Here is a 16,118-nt window from a genome sequence, read left to right as displayed (position 1 = left end):
CCCTTACGGCACGTCGAGGATGCTCACGATCACCATCGGGCGCTGCTTCGTCCGCTCCCACAGTACCGAAAGCAGGGCGCTCTTGCACGCCTTTTCGAGTTCGCGGGTCTGGGTTTCCTTCGCAAGCGCCCGCTTGAGCGCGTTTCTCACGGTTTGGGCGGCATCCTCTTGGAGGTATTCGTCATCGCCTCCCGTAATCCCGTGCATCTCGACGCGCACCTCGCTCGCCACGTCCTTGCGCTTCTTCGACACGGCTGCCGCAACGGTTGCGAACCCTTGCGCTCCAAGCGCGTTGCGCTCGTCGAGCACGCTTTGCGAGGTGTCGCCGACCGAGAGGCCATCCACGAACACGATGCCGCTCTGCACGGTTTCACCCCGGCGCACGCCCCTCGAGGTGAGTTCGAGGCTTTCGCCGTTTTCGCAGATGAAGATGTTCTCGCTCGGCACACCCGTCGCCTCGGCGAGCTTCGCGTGGGCCCTCAGGTGGGTGGCTTCGCCGTGCACGGGCATGAACGAGCGCGGTTGCACGATCGAGAGCACGAGCTTGAGCTCCTCGGCACCCGCGTGGCCCGATACATGCACCATGGCGCGCTTCTTATCGTACACATCGGCGCCGATCTTCGCGAGCGAATTGATCACCCGCGTGACGGCCTTTTCGTTGCCGGGCACCGGCGTGGCCGAGATGATGACGGTGTCGCCCTCTTCGATGCTGATAGTGCGGTGCTCGCCGTTGGCGATGCGCGCGAGCGCCGAAAGGGGCTCCCCCTGCGATCCCGTGCACATGATGACCACCTGGTCGGCGGGGATTCCCTTAAGATCGTAGGCATCGATGATATCGCTGTCGCTCACCTTCAAGTATCCGAGCCTGCGGGCGATATCGGTGTTCTGGATCATGCTGCGGCCGGTGACGACCACCTTGCGCCCGTTCGCGATAGCCGCATCGCAGATCTGCTGCATACGGTGAATGTGGCTCGCGAACGAAGCGATGATGACGCGGCCTTTGGCCTGCGAGATGATCTTCGAAAGATTCTTTCCGACTTCGGCCTCAGAGGGCGTGAAGTTGGGGTTCTGGGCGTTCGTCGAGTCCGACATCATGAGATCGACGCCGATCCTGCTGAACTTCGAGAGCGCCCCGAAGTCGGTATGCACCCCGTCGATGGGCGTCTGATCGAGCTTGAAGTCACCCGTGTGAAGCACGTTTCCCGCAGGACTCTGGAAGAACACGCCGACCGCACCGGGAATCGAGTGGTTGACCGCGAAGAACTCGGCCGTAAAGCATCCGAGCTTGATCTGATCGCCCGGCTTTATCTCGACGAGCTTCGCGTTCTTGATCTTATGCTCCGCCAGCTTGCCCTCGATGAGGCCGAGCGTAAGCTTCGTCGCATAGATGGGAACCTGCCTATCGAGGTCTTTGAGCAGGTAGGGCAGCGTCCCCGTATGATCCTCGTGCCCGTGCGTGATGATGATGCCGCGCAGCTTGTCGGCGTTCTCGAGCACATAGGTGTAATCGGGCAGGATGAGGTCGATGCCCGGATGATCGTCGTCGGGAAACATCAACCCCGCGTCGTCGAGGATCATGTCGCCCTTGCATTCGAAGGCCGTCATGTTCTTGCCGATGGCATCAAGGCCGCCGAGCGGGATGATCTTAAGCGTCGCCTTCGAATCCTTCTTCGGCGCTTCCGAGGAGCGCTTGTCGCTTTGCTGGTTGCGGTTTCTCGTGCTGCGGCTCTGCGTGGCTGCACCCCGCTTTGCAGCGGGCTGGTTCTGCGCTTCGTCGCCCTTGGTGAGCTGGGGCCTCTTTCGCTCCAGCTGGACATGCTTGTACGAGCGCGTATTCTTTTCTTTACGCGCTTGATCATTCTCGCGAGTATCGCGAGTATTCTTCTGTTCCATACTATTCCTTTGTCTTAGCGCTTACAGCACTCCGACTTCCCGCATAACCTGCGCGAGATGCTCGGACTGCTCCGGCGTTGCATCCACCAAGGGGAGCCTTACGCCCCCAACGGAGAACCCGGAAAGCTTAAGCGCCTCTTTCACGAGGATCGGGTTCGATGTGGCAAAAAGCTCTTTCATCAGCGGTTGCAACGCATTATGAGCTGCCTGCGCGCCATCGTAATCTCCGGCGGCGGCAAGCTCAACCAATTCCTTCATACGTGCGGGAGCAACGTTGCCGATCGTCGAAATGACACCGGCACCTCCCATTTTCATGATTGAGAGGGTCGCCTCGTCGTCTCCCGAGTACACCTGGAAGGTATCGGGCGATTCTTCGATGATCCTCTTGATCTGCTCCATGTTACCCGAAGCTTCCTTCACGGCAACGATGTTCTCGACATCGTGAGCGAGCCGTAACGTGGTATCGGCCTCCATGTTGACAACGCAGCGTCCCGGGATGTTGTAGAGGATGACTGGAAGGTCGACCGCTTCGGCAATGGTCCTGAAATGCTGGTACAGGCCCTCTTGCGGAGGCTTGTTGTAGTACGGAACCACAAGCATAAGGCCGTCGACGCCAAGCGCTTCGACCTCTCGGGCGAAATCGACCGTATCGGCCGTGCAGTTATCGCCGACGTTCGCAAGTACGGGCACGCGGTCTCCCACTGCCGATACGATAGCGCGGAACAGTTCGATCTTCTGGGGATAGAACACCGTAGGGCTCTCGCCGGTAGTGCCGTTGACGATGAGCGAATCGCTTCCGCCGTCGACGAGACGGTTAGCCAAAGCCTGTGCCTTATCGAGGTCGAGTTCGCGGTTTTCGTCGAACGGGGTGACCATCGCGGGTATCATGCGCCCGAATCGGGGCTCGGCTTTTGCTGCCATGCTGCTCTCCTTCGATACTGCGTTTCTCGGTTTCAGTGTTGTCATGACCGTACATTATGCCACGGATGTACGCTCTAGGCCATGAAGTTCTCCAAACCTACAATGAGTCCCTGCTGCTCCCCTACGCTGCGGATACCGAGAAGAACGCCGGGCATGTACGAGGTGCGATCCCATGAATCGTGGCGAATCGCGAGCGATTGGCCCATCGAGCCGAATACGACCTCCTGGCTGGCTACGTACCCCATCGATCGCACCGAATGCACCGGCACGCCGTCGACGAGCGCACCGCGGGCGCCCTCGCATCCCTCGATCTCGGTCTCCGCCCCAGGAGCCTGGCTTTCGAACGCGCGCGCTTCGGCGATGATCTGCGCGGTACGCACAGCCGTACCGCTCGGCGCATCCTTCTTTTTCGCATGGTGGAACTCGATGACTTCGGCTTCGGGGAAATAAGGGGCCGCGGCCTTGGCGAACTGCATCATAAGCACGGCGCCCGTCGTGAAGTTCGGCGCGTAGAACAGGCACGCTCCGTTTTCTGCAGTGGCAGCCAGCTGCTCGAGAGTGTCGTTCGAAAGCCCGGTCGTACCCACTACGCAATCGATGCCCGCGGGTAGGCAGACGGCCAAGTTGCCCGCCACCACATCGGGCTGCGTGAAATCGACGAGCACGTCGAACTCGGCTCGGTCGACCGCTTCGGCAACCGAAGCGTACACGGGAAACGGAGCGTCGGCCCCATGGGGGTCGATACCGCATACCACATCCATATCGTCGGCGGCGCCCACCGCGTCGACAACGGTTTTTCCCATTCGTCCGGCACAGCCGGAAACCGCAACTCGAATCATCGGAAACTCCCTATCTCTCGTTTACCGCAATGGTATCACAGCCCGCTTGCCCCGCCTTCGTCCCTTCGGAAACCGGCAAGGTAAACCGAAACGCCGCCCACCAGGGCCTTGCATGTTTTTGCGAGGACCGTTTTCGCAGCGGGAGCTTCGAAGCGGCATCCTGCTGCCTCGGGGTTCCTCGGGTGTTTTCCGGAAAAGCCCCGCTTGCACGCGCCTCTCGCCATCCACCCGCAACGGCCACCCGCACGGCTGCGCCGCAACAAGCCGAGAAGGGCATCCCATCGATATGCGAATGCAAGCCCTACAACCCGCGGTCGAAGCATGGCGGGCCCCGCATCGCGGTCGATGCGGGGCCCGCCCGTTGGTTCTAACGCTTCAGCGGTGACGTATCCGCTAGTGGCGGCGGCGCGGCGTGCGGCCGTTGTTGCCGCCTTCGCTCTTGCCGGAGCTCCCGCCGTTACCGCGGTCGCTGCGCTCCTTGCGATCGCCGCGACCCGGACGGTTGTCGCCCTTGTCGCTGTTGCCGGAAGATGCGGGGGCATCGGGCTTATCGACGCGATCGAGCGAGATCTTGCCGTTGTCGCCCACTTCGATGACCTCGACCTTCACGATATCGCCAAGAGCCAGCACGTCCTCGACCTTGGCGACGCGTCCGTTGGCCATACGCGAAATGTGAAGCAGGCCGTCTTTGCCGGGCGTCAGCTTCACGAATGCGCCGAAGTCTTTGATGCCGACGACTTCGCCGTCGTAAACCTCGCCCACCTCGGGCTCTTTCACGATACCGAGGATGATGGCCTTAGCGGCTTCGCCTGCAGGACCCTCGACGGCGGCGATATGCACGGTGCCGTCTTCCTGAACCTCGATCGTTGCGCCGGTCTCGTCCTGAATGCCGCGGATGACCTTGCCGCCGGTGCCGATGATATCGCGGATCTTGTCGACCGGGATATGGATGGTTTCGATGCGCGGCGCGGTGTCGCGCAGCTCTTCGCGCGGCTCTGCGATCTCGTCGAGCATGGCCGACAGGATGAAGGCACGGCCGTCCTTGGCTTGAGCGAGCGCACGGGCGAGGATATCGACCGAGAGGCCCTTCGCCTTGTTATCCATCTGAAGCGACGTGATGCCGATCTCGGTGCCGCACACCTTGAAGTCCATGTCGCCGAGGAAGTCCTCGATGCCCTGGATGTCGGAAAGGATGACAACGTCGTCGCCTTCCTTGATGAGGCCCATGGCGATGCCCGAAACCGGGCGCTTGATCGGCACGCCCGCATCCATCAGGGCAAGCGTCGAGCCGCAGGTAGAAGCCATCGAAGAGGAGCCGTTGGACTCGAGCACCTCGGAAACCACACGGATGGCGTAGGGGAACTCGTCTTCGTCCGGAAGCACCGGAATGAGCGCGCGCTCCGCAAGCGCTCCGTGGCCGATTTCGCGGCGCTTCGGGGCGCCCATGCGGCCGGTCTCGCCGGTGGAGTACGGCGGGAAGTTGTACTGATGCATGTAGCGCTTGCCCTCAGCAGGATCGATCGTATCGAGACGCTGCCATTCGTTGAGCATGCCGAGCGTGCAGATGGAGAGCGCCTGGGTCTGACCGCGCTGGAACAGGCCGGAGCCGTGAACGCGGGGCAGGTAACCGGGAACGATGTGCAGCGGGCGGATCTCTTCGGGTGTGCGACCGTCGGCGCGCTCGCCCGTCTCGATGACCATGGCGCGCATCGCGTGCTTCTCGAGCTTCTTGAGCTCGGCGGCGATGTCGCTTCCCCAGGCAGCGCACTCCTCTTCGGAGAATTCGTTCTCCTTGATGGAAGCCTTGAGCTCGGCGACTTTGTCCATGCGGGCATGCTTGTCGGCATCTTTGAGCGCCGCCGACATCTGATCGAGGAACGGCTCGATGCGCGCCGCGATAGAGGGATCTGCCTCATGCACGTTGTAGGACATGGGCTCGGGGTTCGCCTTGGCGATGAACGCAGCCTGCTTCTCGCAGAACGCTGCGATGGCCTCCTGACCGAACGTCATGGCCGCAAGCATATCCTCTTCGGATATCTCGTCGGCACCGGCTTCGACCATGGAGATGTAATCGGCCGTGCCGGCAATGGTGAGCTCGAGATCGGAATGCTCCTGCTCCTCGAACGTCGGGTTCACGATGAACTCGCCCGTTTCTATATCGCGGGCGATGCGCACGCAAGCCGCAGGGCCGTCGAACGGTGCGCCACCGACCATGAGCGCCGCGGACGCGCCGGCAACGCAGATGCAATCGGGCGGGTTGACGCTGTCAACGACAAGCGTCGTGGCCACGACGTGGACTTCGTACTTGTACCCGTCGGGGAATCCGGGGCGGATGGGACGGTCGATCATGCGCGCGGTCAGCGTGCCCTTGTCGGAAGGACGGGCCTCGCGCTTGAGATAGCCGCCGGGAATGCGGCCGACGGCGTACATCTTCTCTATGAAGTCGACCGTCAGCGGGAAGAAGTCGTAATCGGGCTTTTCCTTGCCCACCACAGCGGTGACCAAAACGGTGGTATCGCCCTGGGTGACCAGCACGGCACCGGTAGCCTGCTTGGCGAGCTCGCCGGTTTCGAGTCGGTACGACTTGCCGTACAGTTCGAAGGATTCGACAATTTTTTCCATAGTGCTTGTTCTTTCTTTCTCTTTTGCCCCCCGCGCCCTATTGCGCGAAAGCTTCTTCGGCTGTGCGGGTACTTATGTTTCCCGCTGCCTCGAGCAGAGTCGCCCTTGCGCCTCCGACCGATCCGGCACCCCGCATTCTGCAGGGCCCCGATATACAAAAGCCCGCTTGTGCGGGCTCATGCTTACTAGATGTTGTCGCGGATGCCGAGCTTCTTGATCAGAGTACGGTATTCCTCGATATCGCGATTCTTGATGTACTTGAGGAGGCTGCGGCGCTTACCGATGAGCATCATCAGACCGCGGCGGGTGTGATGATCCTTCTTATGCTCTTTCAAGTGCTCGGTCAAGTTGCGGATGCGCTCGGAGAGAATCGCGACCTGAACCTCGGCGGAGCCGGAATCCTTTTCGTCCTTGCCGAATTCCTTGATGAGTTCCGCGGTACGCTCCTTGGAGATACTGTCTTTGTTAGCCATGTTTCACCTTTCCTGGTAATCGTTCGCTTCGCGCTGGGAAGGCAAGCAGGTGGGCATGCAAACCAAGTGCGAAGTCGGGCTGCCGTTTGGCAACCTGCATAGTGTATCGGTTTTCCGCTGATGGGGCAAGAATGCGTTTGGGGCGAACGCGCACGTCCACAGGCTGAACACAAGGTGGCTACCCGATGGCGAATCCGTGTTTGCCGTTGCGCTTCGCCCGATACATCGCCTTGTCGGCGCGATCGTAGAGATCGGCGTAGCGTTCCTTTCCGCGAATCAACGCAACGCCTATGCTCACCCCGAGCTCGTAGCCAAGCGCTCCTGCGGCCTCGTTGACGTGCGCCAGAAGCCTACCGCACAGAAGTTCGACGCTCTCATCGGAAAGAGGGCCTCTTACGCAGGCGGCGAACTCGTCGCCGCCGAGACGGCCCACGATGTCGACGTGGCGAAACGTCTTGCGCAGCGCTTCCGCGAAGGCCATAAGCGCCGCATCGCCCTCGAGATGCCCCCTCGTGTCGTTGACGCGCTTGAAATCGTCGATGTCGATGACGAAGAAGGCGCCCGCACATCCCTCCTCGATAAGAGCGCGCGCCTTGTCTCGAAAGGTTCCGACCGCCAAAAGACCCGTCAGATCATCCTGTTCGACACGCATCTCGAGCCGGTCCTTCTCCGCCTCGACAATGCGCATCGCCCTGGCTCGGGCACGTGCGTACAGCACGGCGAGCACGATGATCACCATCGCAACCAGCAAAGCGACGAGAACGATTTCGACCGCATAATCCTTAACGAACTGCTCGAGCGTGAGCTTCTGGGTTTGCGAGACCTCGCCGTACAAGCTCGTGTTCACGACCCCGGTCGGCATGTTTTCTATCGCCTTGTTTACGATCTTCAAGAGCGTAGGATCGGAAGATATCGGGAACGCAAAGCATACGCTGTTCGAAATGCTCGCGTCGAGAATCGCGGCGATGTTGCGGTACTCCCGCGATGCCATGTAATAGGGAGCCGTGTACCCGTCGGTATTGGTGTAATCGGCCTTCCCCTCGTCGATGGCGTCGATGCATTCCTTCATCGTATCGAAGACGACCACGTTGTCCGCTTCATCGTAGACGCTCGCGCGATCCCTCGTGACCGCCAAGCGCTTACCGCTCAGATCGCTCGTATCGACCGACGAGTTGACGATTTGCCATGAAAGGGATTTGAGATAGGGCGTACCGAGCTGAAAGCTCTCATTGCGAGCGTACTCGAAGTCATGGGGAACGCCCGCAACCATATCGAGGTCGTATGCTGCGATGGCATCGCCCGGAGCCATATCGTCGGGAATCTCAATGGTTTCGATGCACAGCCCCGTGTACTCGGAAACGTAGTCGAGCACCCCCCTGCTCGCACCGCGCATCTCCCCTGTGGCATCGTCGGTGTCCTGAATCGGAGCCGCTCCCGGCACGTACCCGACCCGAACCGTGCCTTTTTGCTCAAGGTAGGAAACCATGTCCGCTGAAAGGCCGCTCGTATTCTCGTTGCCCCCGATGTACTTTGCGTACAGCTCGCTTTGGAGCTGAGGGTCGGCGTTCTCGAGGCTCGCGATCGCCTCGTTCAATTGGGCGGCGATATCGCCGTTGCCCTTCGCTATCCCGAAGTAGAACGGTTTCGGCTTGAACGTGGTCACGATATGCATGCCTTCGATCGGCGAGAGGTCGACGCCGAGCACGACATCCGCTTCCCCCCTCGAAACCGCTTCCGCGGCGCTCTCCTGGCCGTCGCATTCGACGATCTCAAGCTCGATATTGTTCATAGCGCAAAACGCCTTGAGCTCCGCCGTGGCTACGGGAGCGGGCCCGTTAGTCGCAACGCGCAGGTGGTCGAGCCGGTAGATGTTCGTATCGGTTATCATGGCGTTCTCGTTATCGGCAAAGAGCGCCGTATGGCCGTTGCCGTACGGTTTGACCGAAAAGTCGTAGATCTCGGCGAGCGCATCGCTGTACGACATGGCGCCGAGCATGTCGATCTCGCCCGCTTCGAGCATGTCGAGCATCTCTCCGAGCTGCTCGTCAAGACTGCCTTCGACCGTCACGTACTCGTAGCGCCACCCCGTGTACTGCGAGACCTGTTCGAGGTACTCGTAAGTGTAACCCGTGTACGTTCCGTCTGCGAGGATTTCAGAAAGGCCCTCCTGCTGCGGGAACCCCACGCGAACGACCCTCTGCTCCCCTGACGCAGCCGCACCTTGCTGCACGGCACCCCGGTCCTCCTCGTCTCCGAAGGCGATCCCGCACGCAGCCGATGCCGTCGCCAACGCAACAAAAAGAAGCGCGCAAACAAAAAAGAACCAGGGCAACGCGGTTCTCCGCGCAGCCCTATATGTTATTGTTTTGATCATTGTTTCAGTATAGCAGGGCAAGGCGCTTCGGGCGTACCAGAAGTTGCACCACGCGAAAAACCGACAGCGCCGCCTAGAAGCCCGCCTGCGGAATCCAGATGGCGAAACTCGTCATGCCGTTTTCGCTCGCTGCGGTGATGTCGCCGCCATGCGCCCGCGCTATTTCCCGCGCGATGGCCAGCCCGAGCCCCGCACCGCCCGATGAAGTCGTGCGCGCATCGTCGCCGCGGTAGAACTTCTCGAATATGCGATCGAGATGTTCGGGCGTAATCTCCCGGCCCCTGTTGACGACCATGATCTTGAGCCAGTTCGTCGTCCCGATCACGCTCTCCCCCACGTGCACGTCGACCGTGCTTCCNGCCTATGATGTTGTGGTGTTGATCATTTTTTCAGGACAGCAGGGCAAGGCGCTCCGGGCGTACCAGAAGTTGCCCCCCGCGAACACCCGACAGCGCCCCCTAGAAGCCCGCCTGCGGAATCCAGATGGCGAAACTCGTCATGCCGTTTTCGCTCGCTGCGGTGATGTCGCCGCCATGCGCCCGCGCTATTTCCCGCGCGATGGCCAGCCCGAGCCCCGCACCGCCCGATGAAGTCGTGCGCGCATCGTCGCCGCGGTAGAACTTCTCGAATATGCGATCGAGATGTTCGGGCGTAATCTCCCGGCCCCTGTTGACGACCATGATCTTGAGCCAGTTCGTCGTCCCGATCACGCTCTCCCCCACGTGCACGTCGACCGTGCTTCCCTCGTCGGCGTAGGCGAGCGCGTTTTTCAGCACGTTGTTGAACACGCGGGACAGACGGTTCGCGTCGGCGAAGGTGGGAAGCTCCTCGGGGGCGTCCAGCTCGATCGAAAGCGAGCGGGCCGCAGCCTGGGGGTAGAACTCGTCGATCACCTGCTGGCAGAACAAGGTCACGTCGAAGCGGCTTCGCTCGATCGGAATGGTCTGCAGGTTGTAGCGCGTGATCTCGAAGAATTCCTCTATGAGCTCTTCGAGTCGATAGGCTTTTTCCAGCGTGATGCTCGCGTAGCGCGCCCGGGTCTCGATGGGCATGTCGGGCGATTCGGCGAGCAGCGTCAGGTATCCGACGATGGAGGTCAAAGGAGTTTTTATGTCGTGGGCGAGATAGACCACCAGTTCGTTCTTGCGCTGCTCTGCCGCTTTCGCCGCCCGCTCGCTGCGCTCCCGTTCCGCCTGTATGTTGTTGAGGGCAAGCGCCGTCGTCGAAAGCTCGGACGGAAGATCGATCGGGGCATCATCGTGCGTGAGCATGCCGCCGACCGCCTCGAAGAGCGCATCGAAGTACCGGAGCGCCCGATTGATCCCCGCTCGGATGATCAGGATGATGCCGAAGAGGTACCCGAGAGCCGCGCCGAGGTAGTACAGCGTCGACAACGCGTTGTACAGCGTATAATCCATGCCCCCGAGCAGGCTGTAGAACACGAAGTTCGAAAGTGACGGCTTCAGAAGCTCGACGATGAGGAACGCGGCGGCGAACACCACGGTGAACAGCACCGCGTTGATAATCGTCCTCCAGAGAATCGAGCGGCGCAAGGCCTTGGTCTGGTCGTTGGTGTATTTCGCCGGCATCGGGAGACCCTATCCGAGCTTGTATCCGACGCCCCACACCGTTTCGATGTACTCCTGGGACGAATCGACCTGCGCGATCTTCTTTCGCAGGTGCCTTATATGGACCATAACGGTGTTGTTGCCCTGCACGCTCGCCGCCTCGCCCCACACCGATTCGAAGAGCTCGCTTGAAGCCACGGGTCTACCCGCGCGCTTCGCAAGGCACAGCAGTATCGCGTACTCCTTCGGGGTAAGCGACAGCTCCTCGCCGAGCACGCTTGCGGTATACGATTCCTCGTCGATGCTCACTCCGCCGACCTCGAGAACCGTCGAGGCGCTCGCCTTCGGCACTTCGACGGCCGATCTGCGCAACCGCGCCTTCACGCGCGCCATGAGCTCGCGCGGCTTGAACGGCTTGACGACGTAATCGTCGGCGCCGAGCTCGAAACCGACCACCTTGTCGATCTCCTCGTCTTTCGCCGTAAGAAAGATGACGGGCACCTGGCTTTTCTTTCTGATCTCCCGACAGCAGGTGAACCCGTCGATACCGGGCATCATGATGTCGAGAATGACGAGATCGAATCGGTCTCGCTCCATCAGCTCGAGAACCTGGGCGGCCGAATAGCACACCGAGGGGCGGTACCCCTCGTCGGCGAGCAGCTTGCCGACCAAATCGGCGATCGCCGCCTCGTCATCGCAAACGCATATGTGTTGAAGTGGCTCCATGGCCCAATTGTACCGTCAAGGGGTCGCGAAATCGCTGCGTACACAACAATTAAGGAAAATTTAAGGAATCGGTTACTGCTTCTTCTAGGACGAATCGAGCCCTGATGGCGATACTCGATAGGGGCCCGTTCGCAGCGAACGTGACCGGGNGCCGGGCGCAACGCGGCCCCCATCCGCCCGGCTCAACCGTTTCCCCAGCATTACCCCCAACAAACGCACCGCTCTTCCGCGCGCTCGATAACAACGGCCTTCACCGCCCTGCTGCTCGTAGCCGCCGTCGGCTTTGCGGGCTGGTTCTCCCTGCAGGCCATCCAAGGAAACCATCCCGTTGCCGATGCGGCTGGCAAAAACGATCCGGGATCGGCGTTGAGCACACCGAAATCCGAGTGGAAGAAGGGCACCGTGCCCGCCCTGTACCAAACCGATCCCGATTGGGCGAACGTCCGCTACGCCGAAAACAGCTTCTCCGAAAGCGGCTGCGGCCCCACCTGCATGGCAATGGTGTATGCAGCGCTCACGGGCGCGACCGACAAGGATCCAGCCGCCATGGCGGCGCTGGCAACGGACGGCGGTTACGCGGGGCCCGACGGGACCGCATGGCTGTTCATGACGGAGGGAGCCCGAGCGCTCGGGCTCAACGCAACCGAGGTTCCCGCCGACGAGCAGAGCATTCGCAGGGAGATCGTTGCGGGACGCCCCATCATCTGCAGCATGGGGCCCGGCGACTTTACGACCACAGGGCACTTCATCGTCATCACCGACATCGATCAGAACAGCAACCTCGTCGTCCGCGACCCCAACAGCCCCGAGCGTACCGCCAAATCCTGGAGTTTCGATACCGTACTCGGACAATGCCGCGCCATGTGGAGCTACTCGCTTATATAATGAGGCCGTTCAAGACGATTTCGGCCAAGGAGCATCATGTACACCTACACCCCTCGCGGCGTCTGCCCGCGCGCAATCAACATCGAACTTGACGGGGATATCGTTTCGCACGTGGATTTCGAAGGAGGTTGCAACGGCAACCTCAAGGCCATTTCCAAGGTGGTCGAAGGAATGACCGTCGACGAGGTAGCCGAACTCTTCGAGGGAAACACGTGCGGCCGTAAACCGACCTCATGCGTCGATCAGCTCGTAAAGGGTTTGAGGCTGGCGCAGAACGCCTGAGAGCGCCGCTGCACGCGCTATTCGAACAAGCCGCTGGTGAAGAAGAACTGGAGCGATTTGAGGTTGGCTCCGACGTGTTCGCGAACCCAGCTCTGGCAGAATTGGAGCACCGAAAACGACGTCGAGAGGTCTACGTCGAACGCCTCTATCCGATCGAACGTCGATACGAGGAAAACGTTTGCCCACGCGCATACCTCGGATTGAAGGCGTATCGTCTCGTTCGAGGGCGCGCAGGCGGCGCAGATAGATCCTCCCTCGGCGTAGGACACGAAGATCGTGGATCCCGCCTGCGCAAGGTCCACGTCTTTGCCGCAGCACACGCACGTCGCAAGGCTCGGCCGAAAACCCGAAAACGCCATTGCCTTGAGAATGTGGGCGGCCGTGAGAGCCGGTACCGCCTTGATCTCCGCGCCGTCAAGATGCTCGAAAGCCGATTCCGTGAGAGCGAACAGCTTCTCGTTCTCCAAGCCGAGCTGCGTTACCCGATCGAGCAGCTCGGCCATGCCCGACGCCCCCGCGGCACGCTCCATGCTGCTGCGAATGCGCTTGAAACCCCGCACGAGACGCGCTTCCTTCACGATATCGAGGCTTCTGCCTGATGCAAGGAGCACTTCGGCGACCGCGTACAGCTCGAGTCGCGACGCGAACTGGCTCGATGGCTTTCGGGCGCCTTTCGCCACCGCTCTGATTTGCGAACCGTCTTCGGAGAGCATGGTGAGGATCAGGTCGCTCTCGCCAAGGCGCGTCTTGCGCAAGACGATGACACGCGCCCTGTAGGTTCCCGCCGCCATCGACTGCTACGAAACGCTCTCTACGGTGTTCTCGCTGCTCCACACGATCGTGATCGTGCGCTGCTTGGACGATCCGTACACGGTTTCCCCGTCGAGCGTCGTCATAGCCCGCACGGTCACCGATGTTTCCGTGGTGTTATCGCCCTTGTACGTTGTCGACCCGTCCACCGAAACGATCTCGTAGGTGGTTCCTCCGATCGTCACGGTTCCCGCGCTGCCGAGGTAATCGTTCGTGAGGGCGATGACCTCGTTCGCCCGCGACTTGGCGATCATCACGCCGACATCGGTGCCCGAGGCGATTTTGCTGCCCGCTTCGGGATCGGTTCCGATCGCGGTTCCCTCGGGGTTTTCGGCGTATACGTACGTGGAGTATCCGGAGTACCCGGCATCGGCGAGGGCGGCGAGCGCCTCGGATTCCGACATGCCCGCAACGTCGGGCACGATATAGGCTTCGGCCACCGTCACGGTGATCTTCTGATTCGACAGGGCCTTGGCTCCCGCTTCGGGATCGACGGAGAGAACCGTGCCCTCCGCTTCGTTCGACTTTTCCGTTACGTACTCGATGTTTTCGAGCCCCTCGGCCTCAAACGCACCGGCTGCTTCCTCTTGGGTCATGCCCACCACGCTGGGAACGGCTCTGTTCACCGCAAGGTGCAAAACGACTTCAGTGCCCTCTTCCATGCGGCTGCCTGCGTTCGGATCCATGAGAAGAACCGTATCCGCCGCATCGTCGGACTTCACTTCGGTCGTCCGGACCGTGAACCCAAGCGCCTCGAGCTCGTCGATGGCCTGCTGTTTTTGCATGCCCTCGACGTTGGGCACCGTTTTGCCGCCCCAAAGCTCCATGGAATACGTGATGCCTGCCGCAGCAGCGCACGCGACTAAGACGACGATCAGCCCGATGATCACGAACCTTCCCTTGCCACCCTTCTTCTTTTCGGCGTCGGGAGCCTTGAATTCCTTTTTCTGAGGCGTGGCGCCGCCTTCCACCTTGGGCATTTCCATCGTATCGCCCGTTTTCCACGCGGGCGCGGGCGGCGTGTAGCCGGGCTCGACGAGAAACTCGTCGATTCCCCTCGTATCCTGGATTCGCTTCGTCGTGCCATCGCTATCGGGATCGTAGGCGTAGGGGCCCCAGTCGCCGTACTCGGGTTCCTCTTCATCGTCGATGGGATCGAAGTCGAACCCATCTTCCCCGGATTGATCGAGCACGCCCTGGCCGACGGAGGCGTCCGTCTCGTCGGCGTTGACGCCGGGGATTCTGATGTCGGGTATCTTAGACGTGTCGAGGTCGCCTCGCGGCGAATCGGCATGCTTTTCGGGCTCGACGGACAAACCGGCGATCTTGCCGCTATCGGTAAGCGGCGACCCGCATTCGCTGCAGAACTTGGCCCCTGGTATGTTTTCAAAGCTGCATTTTGGACAAATCATGCATCGGCTCCCTTTTCAATTTACTCGGGAGTATTGTAGCCGAAACGGCTACGCTTGCGTACGGGGGAAACAAGCATTTGGCCTGCGGCTAGAAAAACGCCACGATTATCGGACCGAATCGGCCTCGTTGAATTTACGCGTGCTGTTCAGGATAGCGAAACGTCGTCCTGCGAAACCTTAAGCAAGCGCGTAGGAGTACAGCGCCTTGGTCTGGCCGATAACCTGATCGATGTCCCAGGTCTTCGAGGAGCGTTCTGCCGAATACGGATCGTTCACCGAAACGGCGCCGTCGTCGGCGATGCCGGTGATGACGAAATAGTGTCCGCCTTCCGTGAAATCCCCGGGGCCGACGTTGCATATCACCACGTTGCCGCCCTCGAGCGTTTCCCGCAGAGCATCGGAGCTCACCCCGATCTCGGTGCACGACAGGCCGAGGCTTGCCGCCTCGTTGACGAGAAACGCTCCGTCGGTGCCGTCGTACTGGGTCATATACCCGCCGTTTTGAGCGCGCAAACCCATGTCGTAGGGAGTTATGTCGGTTTTGCCGGTCAACCCCATGTACACCATGGATAGCGAGGTCGGGCAGCAGCCGGTCAACGCGAACGTGGTCGAAGAGTAGACGGTATAGCCCCATCGCGGATCCCATTGGTACAGCCGGGGAACCGACGAGTCTGCGATCTCATCCTCGTAGGGGTCCCCCCCGTCAGCGGGGTAGAATTCGGGGAACCCCCGCACGAACGCAACCGCTTCCGGTTCGTCCACGGCAAGTTTGAGCAGCTTGTATTGCACGACATCGCCGTCCACCGCATAATCGTTCGCATGGTTCGCTATCCAAGCGATATCGCTGTTGCCGGCCGCCGCCGTCTCGAGCCTGCCGGTAAGCTCGGCATCGAGGCCTTCGGGGATGCTGACCGGCTCGGGTTCGCCGCCCTGCCCCTCGTCTTGCACGGACTCGTCGGGCTCGGGGGTCTGTTCTGCCGAGCAGCTGTGAGCGAGGCTCGCAATGCCGAACACGAGAAGGGCGGAAACGAGAATCGCACCGAGGACAATGGCGATGCGCCTGAGTCCTACGGCCCCGACAAACCCCCGCACCGCCCCGCCGAGCGCTCCCGCAACGCCCGACCCGCCTTGGGGTTCATCCTTTTCGCTTTGCTCGGCCCGCCGCGTCCCACGGCTTTCCGACCGCTCGCGGCGACTGCCTTTCGCAGGCCGTTTGCCCTCCTCTACAGCCCGTCGTTCCTGACGGGCAGCAAGCCGCTCCCGCGCGCGCCTGCGCGCTTCCTCGGCATCGTTGGGCACCCGGTTCGCCATAG

Annotated in this window: 14 protein-coding genes; 2 read left to right on the top strand and 12 right to left on the bottom strand. The window is 61.1% G+C overall.

The window, feature by feature from the left end; translation table 11 throughout:
• Nucleotides 1-3: 3 nt before the first annotated feature.
• The 9 genes from C1722_RS03875 to C1722_RS03830 all read right to left on the bottom strand — a co-directional run bounded on the left by C1722_RS03875 (nucleotide 4) and on the right by C1722_RS03830 (nucleotide 11,416).
• Nucleotides 4-1,893, bottom strand: coding sequence for a ribonuclease J (locus tag C1722_RS03875; protein WP_102378080.1), 1,890 nt, complete (start codon nucleotides 1,891-1,893; stop codon nucleotides 4-6).
• A 21-nt stretch (nucleotides 1,894-1,914) separates the two neighbouring features.
• Nucleotides 1,915-2,814, bottom strand: coding sequence for a 4-hydroxy-tetrahydrodipicolinate synthase (gene dapA, locus C1722_RS03870; RefSeq protein WP_102378079.1), 900 nt, complete (start codon nucleotides 2,812-2,814; stop codon nucleotides 1,915-1,917).
• 74 nt (nucleotides 2,815-2,888) lie between these two features.
• Nucleotides 2,889-3,653: a 4-hydroxy-tetrahydrodipicolinate reductase gene (gene dapB, locus C1722_RS03865; RefSeq protein WP_102378078.1), complete on the bottom strand. Its 765-nt coding sequence runs from the start codon at nucleotides 3,651-3,653 to the stop codon at nucleotides 2,889-2,891.
• A 393-nt stretch (nucleotides 3,654-4,046) separates the two neighbouring features.
• Nucleotides 4,047-6,275, bottom strand: coding sequence for a polyribonucleotide nucleotidyltransferase (locus tag C1722_RS03855; protein ID WP_102378076.1), 2,229 nt, complete (start codon nucleotides 6,273-6,275; stop codon nucleotides 4,047-4,049).
• A 185-nt stretch (nucleotides 6,276-6,460) separates the two neighbouring features.
• On the bottom strand, nucleotides 6,461-6,748 hold the full coding sequence (gene rpsO, locus C1722_RS03850; protein WP_102378075.1) for a 30S ribosomal protein S15: 288 nt from the start codon (nucleotides 6,746-6,748) through the stop codon (nucleotides 6,461-6,463).
• A 178-nt stretch (nucleotides 6,749-6,926) separates the two neighbouring features.
• The gene (locus C1722_RS03845) at nucleotides 6,927-8,978 is read right to left on the bottom strand and encodes a transporter substrate-binding domain-containing diguanylate cyclase (RefSeq protein ID WP_180995029.1); all 2,052 of its coding nucleotides are present in this window, start codon (nucleotides 8,976-8,978) and stop codon (nucleotides 6,927-6,929) included.
• 217 nt (nucleotides 8,979-9,195) lie between these two features.
• Complete coding sequence (locus tag C1722_RS03840) at nucleotides 9,196-9,465, bottom strand: ATP-binding protein (RefSeq protein ID WP_180995028.1); 270 nt, start codon at nucleotides 9,463-9,465, stop codon at nucleotides 9,196-9,198.
• 115 nt (nucleotides 9,466-9,580) lie between these two features.
• Nucleotides 9,581-10,711: a sensor histidine kinase gene (locus C1722_RS03835; RefSeq protein ID WP_102378073.1), complete on the bottom strand. Its 1,131-nt coding sequence runs from the start codon at nucleotides 10,709-10,711 to the stop codon at nucleotides 9,581-9,583.
• Nucleotides 10,712-10,720: 9 nt separating this feature from the next.
• Nucleotides 10,721-11,416: a response regulator transcription factor gene (locus C1722_RS03830; protein WP_102378072.1), complete on the bottom strand. Its 696-nt coding sequence runs from the start codon at nucleotides 11,414-11,416 to the stop codon at nucleotides 10,721-10,723.
• 366 nt (nucleotides 11,417-11,782) lie between these two features.
• Here C1722_RS03830 and C1722_RS03820 point away from each other — a divergent pair, with 366 nt between their 5' ends.
• Nucleotides 11,783-12,301: a C39 family peptidase gene (locus tag C1722_RS03820; protein ID WP_244902434.1), complete on the top strand. Its 519-nt coding sequence runs from the start codon at nucleotides 11,783-11,785 to the stop codon at nucleotides 12,299-12,301.
• A gap of 36 nt (nucleotides 12,302-12,337) precedes the next feature.
• Nucleotides 12,338-12,583 carry a TIGR03905 family TSCPD domain-containing protein gene (locus C1722_RS03815; RefSeq protein ID WP_102378069.1) on the top strand — a complete coding sequence of 82 codons (246 nt, stop codon included), beginning with the start codon at nucleotides 12,338-12,340 and terminating at the stop codon, nucleotides 12,581-12,583.
• Between the two features lie 17 nt (nucleotides 12,584-12,600).
• Here the strand turns inward: C1722_RS03815 and recO are convergent, their stop codons facing one another.
• The 3 genes from recO to C1722_RS03800 form a co-directional block, all read right to left on the bottom strand.
• A complete protein-coding gene (gene recO, locus C1722_RS03810) occupies nucleotides 12,601-13,374 on the bottom strand; it encodes a DNA repair protein RecO (RefSeq protein ID WP_102378068.1) in 774 nt (257 codons plus the stop codon).
• A gap of 6 nt (nucleotides 13,375-13,380) precedes the next feature.
• The gene (locus C1722_RS03805; protein WP_102378067.1) at nucleotides 13,381-14,805 is read right to left on the bottom strand and encodes a PASTA domain-containing protein; all 1,425 of its coding nucleotides are present in this window, start codon (nucleotides 14,803-14,805) and stop codon (nucleotides 13,381-13,383) included.
• 177 nt (nucleotides 14,806-14,982) lie between these two features.
• Nucleotides 14,983-16,116 (bottom strand): C39 family peptidase, encoded by a 1,134-nt coding sequence (locus tag C1722_RS03800; protein WP_102378066.1) that lies wholly within the window; start codon nucleotides 16,114-16,116, stop codon nucleotides 14,983-14,985.
• Nucleotides 16,117-16,118: the final 2 nt, after the last annotated feature.

This window comes from Raoultibacter timonensis (assembly GCF_900240215.1).
Taxonomy (GTDB): Bacteria; Actinomycetota; Coriobacteriia; order Coriobacteriales; family Eggerthellaceae; genus Raoultibacter; species Raoultibacter timonensis.
Note: the sequence above shows the minus strand (reverse complement) of the source record. Positions and strands in the feature narration are given on the sequence as shown.